This window comes from Marinobacterium marisflavi (assembly GCF_982447095.1).
In genome coordinates, this window is record NZ_OZ457898.1 from 2,701,533 (window position 1) to 2,714,416 (window position 12,884).

Consider the following 12,884-nt stretch of genomic DNA (forward strand, 5'->3'; position numbering starts at 1 on the left):
CGCTCACCCTAAGAGGTCAAGCTGACTTATGCCTTAACACTCAACAGTTCGCGCACCCAAGAGGCGCGACGCTCACGCTGCAGTATTTCGTTACGTAGACGTAACATCAGCGCTAGACCAAAGAGGGTATAAAAGCCGATAACCATAACGAGCAGCGGCACCCACATCTCGGGGGGCATCGCCGGTTTCTCTGTCAGTTTGAAGGTTGCAGGCTGATGCAGGGTATTCCACCACTCAACTGAGTATTTAATGATCGGAATATTTACTAGTCCGACGAGCGATAGGACTGCCGTTGCCTGCCCAGCCGTTGTTTCGCTCTCTATCGCCGAGTTCAGTGCGATCACGCCCAGGTAGAGGAACAACAACACCAACATGGAGGTGAGACGCGCATCCCAAACCCACCAAGAACCCCAGGTCGGTTTACCCCAGATCGCACCGGTCAGCAGCGCCAGAACCGCTAACGAGGCGCCGATAGGTGCGACTGATTTAGCCACCATATCCGCAACTTTCATCTTCCAGATTAGGCCGATTGCACCGGCTAGCGCCATCAACATATAGAAGGACTGTGCCAAGATGGCTGCCGGAACATGCAGGTAGATGATACGGAAACTGTTACCCTGCTGATAATCTGCCGGCGCAAACGCCAAGCCCCAAACGGTCCCGGCCACCACGAGTGCGATGGAGATCACTGCAAACCAGGGAATTAGCATGCCGGTGATCTGATAACACCAGCGCGGCGAAGCCAACTGAAAGAACCAACGCGGTAACCACTTAACTGCCATAACGTCTATCCACTAACCGAAATTCGTAGAGCCGCGCCCGTTGCCAGCGGCGCGAGCGCCAAAGCCAGCGCCAGGAGCGCACCTAAAAGAGCAAAATAACCACCCAACGGCAAACCAGTGATCGCAGCTTGCACTGCGCTAGACCCGAAGATCAATACGGGTATGTAGAGCGGTAGAACCAATAAAGAGATCAATACGCCACCCCGTCGCAGTCCGACCGTCAAAGCTGCGCCAATCGCACCAATCAGCGATAGGGTTGGCGTACCAAGTAGAAGGCTTAGCATAAGGCCTGGCATACCCTCGGCTGGTAGAAACAGCATGACCGCGAGGATCGGAGCAACCAGCGTCAGCGCTAGCCCCGACATCAACCAGTGCGCGCTCACTTTAGCCAACACCACCATAAACAGCGGTTGCGGGCTGAGCAGCAATTGCTCAAGTGAGCCATCATCAAAATCCGCTTTGAACAGCGACTCCATCGACAGCAGGGTCGAGAGCAAGGCCGCTACCCACAGAAGTCCTGGGGCTAACTCCGCCAGAAACTGAGGCTCAGGGCTGACACCAATAGGAAAAAGGGTTACCACAATTAGGAAGAAGATCAGCGGGTTGACCAGCTCGCTCTTGCGTCGAAACGCCAGCACCAGATCACGCTTAAAGGTATGTACAAAGAGTTTCGCGAAGGAGGTTTGCTGGTTACTCATAAGCAACCTCCTGCGGCTCGCCCAGGCTCAGCGTACGCACTGGCATCTGATCACTCATATCCTGATGGGTCGTCAGTATCACACTGCCACCGCGACTCAGGTGTTTGAGCATCAGCGCCTCTTTGGCAGCGACACCGACCTTATCGATCGCGGTGAAGGGCTCATCCAAAATCCACAACCTGGCGTTACTCATGTAAAGCCGCGCCAGAGCGATACGACGTTTCTGACCCGCAGAGAGCTGATAGGCCGGCAGGTCCTCAAACCCCCGCAGTCCAACCTGAGCAATCGCGTAATCAATCTTCTCTATATCGAGCGACGGATGCAGAGCGCAGTGCCAACGTAGATTCTCTTCAGTAGTTAACTGATCACTGACGCCTGGCAGGTGTCCAATGTAGACCAGATCAGCCAGATAGGCCTCCTGTACCTCACCCATCACTTCGCCTTGCCAGAAGAGCTCGCCTTCAAAGTGGCTACTAAGGCCAGACAGAATTCGCAGCAGAGTGGTTTTACCACTGCCGTTGCGACCCTCTATCTGCAGAATCTCGCCTGTGTTTAACGTCAGATCAAGCCCCTCAAACAGGATTCGATCATCACGCTCACAAAAGAGAGATTTAGCACTTAGCAACTCTGTGCTCACATAAACTCCTAAACACACTCGATAGACTGAAATATTCGAGCGCGAACGCATCTAACACGGCTGTTGTTAAACTAAACTGAAACTTATACCAGCCGCTAACCAAAACTAGCGGCCGATTATAACCTTATTACTTCTAACAGTCAGGTGACTGAGACCAATGATGTTTTCGTTACAGGTATATACGTTTGACCGCCGGCACATACAGAGGCTCTAGCTCTGAATCCGTTCTGAAATTTAACTGGTTATACTTGCGAGTTAACTTCGATATGGTGGGTGTGCTGCGCGGTCATCTGCGTTATCACAGCGGACGCACAGAGCTGATATGGGGCGAAGCGTTATCACTATCGCGCCGTAAACGCAGTCATTGTTGCCTTAGAAAAACTGCGCAACTGATCAGGTCTTGACGCTGCGCAACCTCCGTATCATCGGGCAGCAGGCGTTCCAACTCATTACCGTTGTCATGCACTTGGCGCACGACACTCTTCATATCCAAGGTAAATATTCGCTTCACTTTCATCACTAACCCTTATCGGCTAAGAGACTGTATTCATTAGGGGTTTACTGACCTACAACCGTCGATAAGATCGTAAAAAAGACGATTTTCCGGTATCTCCTGATAGGAAAATACATGAATCTGGTGCCCGGAAAACAGGTTCTGCATCACTTTCAACAATTTGACGCTGACGTGACAGCGCCAGATCACCCAAAAGGGTTTTGCAGAAAAATACCAGAAGAGCAAAAGTGCCGAGAAAAGAAGCTAGCTTGTCAGCTGAGAAGAGTCACCGTGCGTAAGGCGTACGTACATCAACGCCACAGTAATCGCGTCGCCCAAAGCAGTGTGACGCTGGATTATCGGCATATTGAGCTTTGATGCGATAGTATCGAAACGAAGGTCCACATCGCCACCCACATGCTTCCACTTGATGATATCGTGGTACACATGTGAAAGCTCAATCGCTCTATTGGGTAGATCAAAGCCAAATTCTTGACGCAGGTACTTGCTCAGGACACGAATGTCGTACTTAACATAGTAACCTAAGATAGGACGATTACCGACAAATTCCAACACCTGCTCAAGCGCCTCACGCAGCTCTATACCCTCTGCCAAGTCCTGTGCTCGAATCTTGTGAATCTTAATAGACTCGGCTGTAAGATCAGCTGGCGGTTTGAGGGCGATATCTAGACGATCGCTGGTCTTCACACGCTTGCCGCTGATGCGCACGGCACCAATAGAGAGGATTGATGCCTTGTTCACATCCAGACTGGTTGTCTCGAGATCAAGTGATACAACCTCGTTCCCTTCGTACGTCTCAAATAGATGGGCCCAAGGGCCATCTTTCTGCGAACGTCTATCTTTAAATCGGCGGATCGCGCGTAACAACTGCTAAACTCCTAGATCAGTTGAATTCCCAATGAGCTATGCTTTCCCTGCTTAGCTGCTCAGATGATATCGACTAGTGAGACTCTTTTTAAACCCTTTAACCACCTGTAACGCATCACGCAGCAAATCTCTATCCATTTTATTCAAACTACCTAGCTCAATGATATTAGGCCTTGGGTCTACACCGCTCTCGGCTTCGTCCGCCCGTCGCAGCTGCTGACGTAGCCGAATGTTAATAAACAGCCCAAGCGCCTCACACAGATCCTTCGACTCCTGCTCACCCAGCACACCCATCTCCTGCAGCAACTCTAACCGCTCATAGGTGTTGGTTTTAAGAATGCGATGCTCCAGCGCCAAAGTTCTGACGCCATGGACAATCGGAAAGATACCGCCTTTTTTAATATCCAACTCACCTTTGTCTTTTATATTGCCAAAGAAGGTCAGCGGCGTATCAAACTCAATTGCGGCGCGTGCAAAGTGAGAGAAGAAGATATCGTTATTGCGCAGATTACGCAGGAACCAGTTACGCGCCACCTTGAACAGTGCCACGTTGCCCGCTACCGGTTTAGCATCCACTGCTATAGCGAGATTCATCTGATCCTCACCATCATTGCTGAGAGACCAATCCTGAAGTTTCTGCGTCCAGTCATCGACCGAGTTCACCCAATAGGGGTTGGAGACCATAATATTGCCGGGGCACGGAGGGAAACCGAAAGAGATTAGCTTTTCACTAAACTTCTGCATCACCTTCTCCATATCGGGCCAAATAAGCGCGTTACGGTAGATGATCGCGTTATCCTGGTCAGTCTTCATAATCTGTTCGCCACGCCCCTCAGACCCCATCACAATCAAACAGATATGCGGCTGCAGGTCATCGGGCACAATCAGATCGAACAGCTTGGAGATGATACGACCGTTCATTGCCGCAAGTAGATCCATAGTGAAACGAATGCGCACACCGGTAGAGATGAGGGCTTTAATCAACGCGTTGATTCCCTTAGCCGCCTCGCGCAGATCCTCAACCGTACTCGCTCGCTCAAGACGCAAGCCAATAACATGCGAGTGACTCGAAAAGTAAGAGAGGACATCAGTCAGCTGCACGATCCCGACCAGCGTCGCACCATCCATCACCACCACACGCTCAATCTGCTGCTGCGTCATCAGCACCAGTACATTAAACAGATAGTCCTCAGGATGTGTCGTTATCAGACGGTACTTGGCAATCTCCGATACATCAGTATCGAGCGCCTGCCCCTCCAGCACCACAGCATCAAGCAGATCAGTGCCAGTCACCATCCCCACACGTGAGCCTTTGCGCGCCAATACACAGTCAGACTTCGTCTCGCGCATCAACGCAGTCGCCTCAGCGATCGAAGTCCCCTCATTAACAATCAGCGGATCACGCAGAGTCGCATCAGATATAGTGGCGAGCATGAACTCCGCCATATCCTGACTTTCACCCTGCTGCGCGGCTATCTGCGACTTAGCGGCTAAGTTCTGCTGGAAGTAGTCCGCAAAATCGGCATTGGTTGCCATCAATTCCAGGAGCGCTGCCGTGGGCAGAATATGACAGATCGTCTCCTCTTCAGCGATGAAGTTATGGATAGTTGTGCCGTGTATCGCACTCCAACCGCCAAAGTAGTCCTCGTTCTCATAGTGCATAAAGACGTGCTCAATCCCGTCCTCGGCATCGGGATCCACCTCAGCAACACGCCCCTTATAGACGACATAAACCCCCTCAGAGAGCTCAGGCGCCTGCAGAATAGCCTCACCTTTCTGGTAATAACCCAAATCCAAATTCGAACGCAGAAACTTCTGCTCCCGCTCATTCAACAGACTGAATGGCAAGTTCGACATCTTAAAAGAATCAGGCATCCCCACACTCCAAAAACACCACTAAGCACTCACCCAAGTATGACCAATACACACCCGTTCTGCACCCACCCAAGTCAATGATTTTGGGAGACTTGGCAATACATTCGTAGGCTGGAGCGTCCGCGTAGTGCTTCTCAGACTCTTGATCGCACGGACGCGATCACGAAGCCTCCATGGATGGATTCACGGCGTGTCTGAGAAGTACTACGCGGATGCACTATGCACATTAATTTCACCAGCAAAAAAAAGGCGCATCGGGAGAGATGCGCCTTTCGGTCGAGTATTCAGCAATGCTTAGTGGCTAGAAGCTGCACCTGCACCCCGTGGAATACGAATATCTTCAACGATCTGCTGAATCTCAGCTGGTGGTTCAGCAGTCATAGAAGATACAACCTTAGCAACGATGAAGTTGAGGATCATACCTACAGTACCGAAGCCTTCTGGAGATATACCCATGATCCACTGATCAGACGTACCGCCCATGAACTTGAAGTAGACGATGTAAGCCATAGTTACAGCGATACCTGCAACCATACCTGCTACCGCGCCTGCAGTGTTCATGCGCTTGCTGAAGATACCCATCAGGATTGCTGGGAATACAGACGAAGCTGCCAGACCGAATGCAAGTGCTACCACCTGCGCCACGAATCCTGGCGGGTTCACCCCGAAGTAACCGGCCACAAGAATCGCGACAACAGCAGCACCACGTGCGTAGAGCAGCTCCTCCTTCTCTGTTAGATCAGGTTTGAGCGTCTTCTTCATCAAGTCATGCGAGATCGAAGTAGAGATTACCAGCAGCAGACCCGCCGCTGTAGACAGTGCCGCAGCAACCGCACCCGCAGCAACCAGAGCGATTACCCAGTTTGGAAGCTGAGCGATCTCTGGGTTAGCCAGTACCATGATGTCACGGTTGACAGTCAGCTCGTTCTCATCAGTTTTGCTGTAGAAAACTACACCGTCGTTGTTTTTGTCTTCCCACTTGATCAGACCAGTGTTCTCCCAACGAGAGAACCACTCAGGGATCTCGGTGTATTTAACACCTGTGTTGGCCACACCAGAAGCAGCAGTTTCCGCAGTACCGTTTACAGTCTGAATTAGGTTTACACGACCGAAGCCGGCAACACCTGGTACAGAAGTGTAGAGGATAGCGATGAAGATCAGCGCCCAACCTGCAGATGCACGCGCGTCTTTAACGCGAGGTACAGTGAAGAAACGTACGATTACGTGCGGCAGACCCGCAGTACCCGCCATCAGAGCGAACGTCATGAAGAACAGGTCAATCGTGGTTTTGGAACCGGCCGTGTATTGCGCAAATCCAAGCTCTACGGAGAGTTGGTCAAGCGTTGCAAGTACTGACTGTCCGCCATCCAAAGTTGCACCCAGTGCAGTCTGTGGCAGGAGGTGGCCTGTAACCTGTAGAGACAGGAAGATCGCAGGAACCATGAACGCCAGAATCAGTACACAGTACTGAGCAACCTGGGTGTAGGTGATACCCTTCATACCGCCAAGTACAGCGTAGAAGAATACGATCGCCATACCGATGATTACACCGGTGTTGATGTCTACGTGCAGGTAACGTGAGAATACGATACCGACGCCGCGCATCTGACCCGCTACGTAGGTGAAGGAGATGATGATCGTACAGATAACTGCGATGGTACGTGCAGTGTTGCTGTAGTAACGGTCACCAATGAAGTCAGGCACGGTGAACTTGCCGAACTTACGCAGGTAAGGTGCCAGCAGCATCGCCAGTAGTACGTAACCACCGGTCCAACCCATCAGATAAGCTGATGCGTCGCGGCCAACGAAAGATACGATACCCGCCAATGAAATGAACGAAGCAGCAGACATCCAGTCAGCAGCAGTCGCCATACCGTTAGCGATAGGTGGTACACCACCGCCCGCAACATAAAACTCTTTAGTTGATCCGGCACGTGCCCAGATCGCGATACCGATGTAGAGGGCGAAGGAGCCACCTACAAAGAGGAAGGTTAATACGTCAAGACTCATCTTCTATCCCCTTACTCGTGAACGTCGTACTTTTCATCGAGTTTGTTCATGCTGAACACGTATGCCCAGATCAAACCGACGAATGTGAAGATAGAACCCTGCTGTGCAAACCAGAAGCCCAGTGGGAAACCGAAGAACTGGATCTGATCCAGTGCATCGACGAACAGCACGCCGCAGCCGTAAGAGACTACAAACCAGATCGTCAGATAAGTGGTGATAATGCGCAGGTTCTCACTCCAGTAAGCCTGTGCATTTTCGTTGCTCAGTGACATAGCACCTTACCCTTATGTTGTTGATTTTACTTTTATAACTAAACGAGCGGCGCATCATACCGGCAGCTCACCCGAACAGGTGTACGACCTTAGTGGTATTTGATTGCTAAACACTCAATTAGTTAGAAACTCGTCCATACCAGGATATGGAGAACGTAGGTGCGAGGGTACGGAAAGGGTAATAACAGAACAAGCTAGACCAACGTATAGGGAATATAAGAACTTGTCTAAGTCATTGTTTGCACAGCAATATAAGATACGCCTTATATACACTTCTACAACTTATGTCTGTTCTTTCTCTATTGAAAACGCCGAGTAAAACAGATTTTTGCACAGTGACTTCAAAGGGTTAGAATGAGGTATCGACTCTGGCGAGCCGACTTATAGGAGCCCACATGTTCTCAGGTTTAACTATCACACTGCTGGCCGTTGGCTACCTTGGGCTGCTATTCGCCATCGCCTATTTGGGTGATCAGAGCCGTGTCGGTAAAGAGTGGGCTGGAAACCCATTCATCTACTCGCTATCGCTGGCAGTCTACTGCTCCTCATGGACCTTTTATGGTGCCGTTGGACGCGCATCGACCAGCGGCTGGGAGTTCCTGGCAACCTATATCGGCCCTGCCATTGTCTTTATCTTCGCCTGGCAAGTCTTAGAGAAGATCAACCGCGTCAGTAAACAGCAGAACATTACCACCATCTCTGACTTTATCTCGTCACGCTACGGCAAGAGTCAGACCGTTGCCGTTCTGGTAACGACAATCGCAGTCCTCGGTACTATCCCCTACATCGCGCTACAGCTCAAAGCCGTGGCAGTGAGTTACAACGCGATTGCCCCCGGCGCCACAGAGACCCTCAGTGCCGGTAGCGATACAGCGCTGGTCGTCGCGTTGATGATGGCTGTATTTGCGATCCTGTTCGGCACCCGGCACATTGATGCGACGGAGCATCATGAAGGCCTAGTACTTGCGGTCGCTTTCGAATCGATCATTAAACTGGCCGCCTTCCTGGCCGTCGGCCTGTTCGTAACTTTTGAGATGTTCGGTGGCTTAGAGAGTACAGTTGCAGCTGTTCGTAATGAATTAGACGCAGCGGCCAACTTCAACCGTCCGCTAACGGAGGGCAGCTTTATCACCGAGATTATTCTCGCCTGTGGTGCAGCTATCTGTCTGCCGCGACAGTTCCACGTCACCATTGTCGAGAACACTCGAACCGGCAACTTGCGCATGGCACGCTGGTTGTTCCCACTCTATCTGATGGCCTTGGCACTCTTCGTGTTGCCGATCGCAACAGCGGGTAACACCTACCTACCGTATCACCCACTCGGTGCAGACTCTTACGTTCTCAGTCTGCCACTCGCCGCGGGACATGAGTACCTCGCCTCCTTTGTCTTTATCGGCGGACTCTCAGCCGCTACCTCCATGGTTATTGTGGCGGTTATCACACTGGCGACAATGGTGTGTAACGATATTGTGATCCCAATTCTGTTGAGGATCCCCAGTTTACGCCTGGCGGAGACACGTGATCTTGGCTCACTACTACTAAGTGTGCGACGTATCACCATCTTCTGTCTGTTGTTGATGGGTTACTTCTACTACCGCATCCTTGGTGATCAGGGCTCTCTTGCATCCTTCGGGTTGCTTGCATTCGTCGCTGCTGTGCAGTTCTTGCCCGCTATTTTAGGTGCGGTCTACTGGACTCAAGGTAATCGCTACGGTGCGATTGCTGGTCTGAGTGCAGGGTTTGCGCTCTGGGTCTACACCCTGGTTATACCGGCGCTATCAGGCGCTAAGCTGATCCCTGACGCCTTCGACCCGGTCATTCTTGCACCAGAGTGGCTCGCACCAACCACGCTATTCGGCCTGAACACGCTGGATCCTCTAACCCACGGCGTTATCTGGAGTCTTGGCCTTAATACACTGTTCTACATCCTCGGCTCTAAGCTGCTGTCAGCGCGCCTTGTAGACCGCATACAGGCGAGTGCCTACGTCGATAGCCAGCGCGACCCTAACTCCGAACCGGGACGCCAGACCACCCCGGTGACTGTCAGCGACCTACAACTGCTGGCTGAGCGCTTCCTAGGCATCCGCCGCACGCAGCAGGCATTCAACGACTTCGCGATCCAACGCAACGAAGATCCCAGCCCGCCGTCTGAGCGCGCCCATCCAGACCTAATCCAATTTACCGAGCGTTTGCTAGCCGGTGTTATCGGCGCGTCCTCCGCGCGTATCGTGATGGACTCGACGCTGCGCGGCAAATCAATGCAGCTGGGCGATGTAGTAGCTATCGTCGATGAGGCCTCACAAGCGCTGCGTTTCAACCGCTCGCTGCTGCAGTCAACAATTGAGAACGTCACACTGGGCATTAGCGTGGTTGATCAGAAGCTGCGCCTAGTAGCCTGGAACCAGCGCTTTATAGAGATGTTCGACTTCCCTGAAGAGCTAATCACGGTTGGCCGCCCTATCGAGGAGATCTTCCGCTACAACGCCATTCATGGTGAGTATGGCGACTCTGCAAAGAGTATCGATGAGCTAGTTGAGGAGCGCATGGAGATGCTACGCTCACGAACACAGCACGATTTCGAACGCTACCGTCCTGACGGTAAGGTGTTAGAGGTACGGGGTAACCCAATGCCGGATGGCGGGTACGTCAGCACCTACATGGACATCACCGAACACAAACGCACCGAAGAGGCGCTGCGTGAAAGTGAGGAGAATGTGCGCATCTACACCGACAGTGTGCCGGTGATGATCACCTACCTCGATCCCGAGCAGAACTTCCTCTTCGTCAACAAAACCTTTGCTGATGCGATGGAGCTCGATCGCCACACTATTGCCGGCACACCCTCACACAGCGTTTTCTCCGAGACTGAATATCTGCTACGTCAGCCCTACGTAGAACGGGTCTTACAAGGTCAGCGTGTCTCCTTTGAAGCACCGCTGCCCACTCTTGATGACAGTCACCGCGTCGCGGAGCTGACGATGATTCCGCATATCGGCGACTATGGCGATGTGCTCGGTTACTTCACGCTCTATCAAGATATTACGGAGCGCCGCATTGCGGAGCTTGCGATCAAAGAGACCAATGAGAACCTTGAGAGGCGCGTAACCGAACGTACTCAAGCACTGCAGCTGGTAAACAAAGAGCTACGTAAAGAGAACACCATTCGCGCGCTGATGGAGGATGAGCTACGGCAGGCGAAATCCGATGCAGAGGATGCCAACCTCGGCAAAACGCGCTTCCTCGCGGCGGCCTCACACGATCTACTCCAACCTCTGAACGCAGCGCGTCTGTTCACCTCAGCACTGACCCAGAAGTCACATGAGGAGGAGACCCGGCAACTGGTTGAGAATGTAGATGGCGCGCTGCGCTCCGCCGAGGAGCTCATTACCGCACTGCTGGATATCTCGAAGCTCGACGCCGGAGCACTGGAGCCGAAATTGAGCCACTTCTCACTGGAGGCTGTCTTCAGCAATCTGACCAATGAGTTCAGAGCGATGGCCGACAAAAAGAACCTGGAGTTCAAGTCTGTCGCTTGTAAACAGGTGGTCTACTCCGATCAGACCCTGCTGCGCCGAGTCCTGCAGAACTTTATCTCCAACGCAATTCGCTACACCACTCAGGGTAAAGTTTTGCTGGGCGCACGTCGCATCGGTAACAAACTGCGTTTGGAAGTCTGGGATACAGGCGTCGGCATTGCACCGGATAAGATCGGCGAGGTGTTTGAAGAGTTCAAACGCATTGATAATCCGCGTCACTCAGAGGTTCAGGGGCTTGGACTGGGGCTAGCGATTACAGAGCGTATCGCAAGGATGCTCGCGCATGATCTGAATGTTCGCTCATGGCCGATGGAGGGAACGGTGTTCAGCGTTGACGTCCCTCTGGGCGACCCAAACAAGGCTGAGAGGGCTGCCCCTGAGAGCCGCGGCTGGATCAAGTCTAAGGGTCTCAACGGTATCAAGGTGCTGGTAATCGACAACGAGCCGAAGATTCTCGAGGGTATGTCTGCCCTACTGAAAGGCTGGTCTTGTGAGGTTCGCACCGCACTATCCGCTGTAGAAGCTGAGACGATTATCCGAGCAGAGTCATTTACACCCGACATCATACTGGCCGACTACCACCTCAGTGAGAACGACACAGGCCTGATGGCGCTGGAGCAGATTGAACCCTTGCTCGAGAACCCGGTACCGGCCATCGTCATCACCGCCGACCGTACCGATGAGATCAAGCAAGAGATCGCCAACGCCGGTGCCAAACTGCTGAACAAGCCGGTTAAGCCCGCCGCACTGCGGCAGATGATTACTAAGTCACTGAAATAAAACCAGGCAAAGACAATAAGCGGGCCGAGGCCCGTTTATTTGTCGCGTCGTTCGGCTCCGCCTAACAACCCTCCCACAACACCGCAGGAGGGACGGACGCACAACTGTGAGAGGGATATTCGCGCAGCGAATGTCGCGACCGAATTTTCAGCGGTCTCTTTAGGCGGGCTCTTTAAGAGGTCTTTGGCGGCTCAACACCCAGACGCTGTGCTGCAATAACCGCCTGCGTACGGCTATGCACTCCCAGCTTACGCAGAATCGCAGTAACGTGTGCTTTGATGGTCGCTTCAGAGACGTTGAGATCGTAAGCGATCTGTTTGTTCAGCAGACCTTCGGTCAGCATAGTCAGTACGCGGAACTGCTGTGGTGTCAGTGACGCAACAGCTTCAGCAAACTGCTGATCTTCATCGGTCACCAGATCATCCATGCTATCTTCCAGCTCTTGCGGCAACCACTCATCACCCTGCAGCACCGCTACAATTGCTTCAGAAATGGTCTCAAGCGGAGATGATTTAGGGATGAAACCAGAGGCGCCGTAGTCGATGGCGCGCTTCATCACATGTGTCTCTTCTGAGCCTGATACTACGATCACGGGTACACCGGGGTGCTGACCACGCAGGAACACTAGACCTGAGAAGCCCTGAGCGCCTGGCATATGGATATCCAGCAACACCAGATCCGCATCAACGTTTTCGTCGACCTTCTGCTGCACGGACTCCAGCGTGTCCGCTTCAATAATCTCAACACCGGGAACTGCCGAGGTTACCGCCTGGCGTAGTGCAGCACGAAACAGCGGATGGTCGTCAGCAATGATGATTTTTTGAGCGAGCTGCATTCGAAACTCCATGTTCTTTTTCTGTAGATTCTTATTTTGAATCAGGTTTTTAGGCCTCGTTGGTTATAACTTAATAGA

Annotated in this window: 10 protein-coding genes; 1 reads left to right on the forward strand and 9 read right to left on the reverse strand. The window is 52.3% G+C overall.

Translation table 11 applies throughout. The features are described from left to right. Positions 1–26: 26 nt before the first annotated feature. From AC1WNR_RS13320 to AC1WNR_RS13355, 8 genes are all read right to left on the reverse strand, one after another. Positions 27–782, reverse strand: a complete 756-nt coding sequence (locus AC1WNR_RS13320) for a heme ABC transporter permease (protein ID WP_481644982.1) — start codon at positions 780–782, stop codon at positions 27–29. Between the two features lie 5 nt (positions 783–787). Beyond that, the gene (gene ccmB, locus AC1WNR_RS13325) at positions 788–1,480 is read right to left on the reverse strand and encodes a heme exporter protein CcmB (RefSeq protein ID WP_481644983.1); all 693 of its coding nucleotides are present in this window, start codon (positions 1,478–1,480) and stop codon (positions 788–790) included. Continuing rightward, complete coding sequence (gene ccmA, locus AC1WNR_RS13330) at positions 1,473–2,117, reverse strand: cytochrome c biogenesis heme-transporting ATPase CcmA (protein ID WP_481644984.1); 645 nt, start codon at positions 2,115–2,117, stop codon at positions 1,473–1,475. The genes ccmB and ccmA overlap by 8 nt, the downstream gene beginning before the upstream one ends. A 361-nt stretch (positions 2,118–2,478) precedes the next feature. Further along, entirely contained in the window at positions 2,479–2,634 is a 156-nt protein-coding gene (locus tag AC1WNR_RS13335) for a hypothetical protein (protein ID WP_481644985.1), read from the reverse strand. 240 nt (positions 2,635–2,874) lie between these two features. Next, positions 2,875–3,498 (reverse strand): 3'-5' exonuclease, encoded by a 624-nt coding sequence (locus tag AC1WNR_RS13340; protein ID WP_481644986.1) that lies wholly within the window; start codon positions 3,496–3,498, stop codon positions 2,875–2,877. Positions 3,499–3,549: 51 nt separating this feature from the next. Next, positions 3,550–5,373 carry a DUF294 nucleotidyltransferase-like domain-containing protein gene (locus tag AC1WNR_RS13345; protein ID WP_481644987.1) on the reverse strand — a complete coding sequence of 608 codons (1,824 nt, stop codon included), beginning with the start codon at positions 5,371–5,373 and terminating at the stop codon, positions 3,550–3,552. A 294-nt stretch (positions 5,374–5,667) separates the two neighbouring features. Further along, positions 5,668–7,383, reverse strand: coding sequence for a sodium:solute symporter family protein (locus AC1WNR_RS13350; protein WP_481644988.1), 1,716 nt, complete (start codon positions 7,381–7,383; stop codon positions 5,668–5,670). Between the two features lie 11 nt (positions 7,384–7,394). After that, a complete protein-coding gene (locus tag AC1WNR_RS13355) occupies positions 7,395–7,655 on the reverse strand; it encodes a DUF4212 domain-containing protein (protein WP_481644989.1) in 261 nt (86 codons plus the stop codon). Positions 7,656–8,050: 395 nt separating this feature from the next. On the opposite strand from AC1WNR_RS13355, the gene AC1WNR_RS13360 reads away from it, so the two are divergent. Then, positions 8,051–11,971 carry a hybrid sensor histidine kinase/response regulator gene (locus tag AC1WNR_RS13360; protein ID WP_481644990.1) on the forward strand — a complete coding sequence of 1,307 codons (3,921 nt, stop codon included), beginning with the start codon at positions 8,051–8,053 and terminating at the stop codon, positions 11,969–11,971. Positions 11,972–12,143: 172 nt separating this feature from the next. Here the strand turns inward: AC1WNR_RS13360 and AC1WNR_RS13365 are convergent, their stop codons facing one another. Then, positions 12,144–12,806: a response regulator transcription factor gene (locus AC1WNR_RS13365; protein WP_481644991.1), complete on the reverse strand. Its 663-nt coding sequence runs from the start codon at positions 12,804–12,806 to the stop codon at positions 12,144–12,146. Between the last annotated feature and the right edge of the window lie 78 nt (positions 12,807–12,884).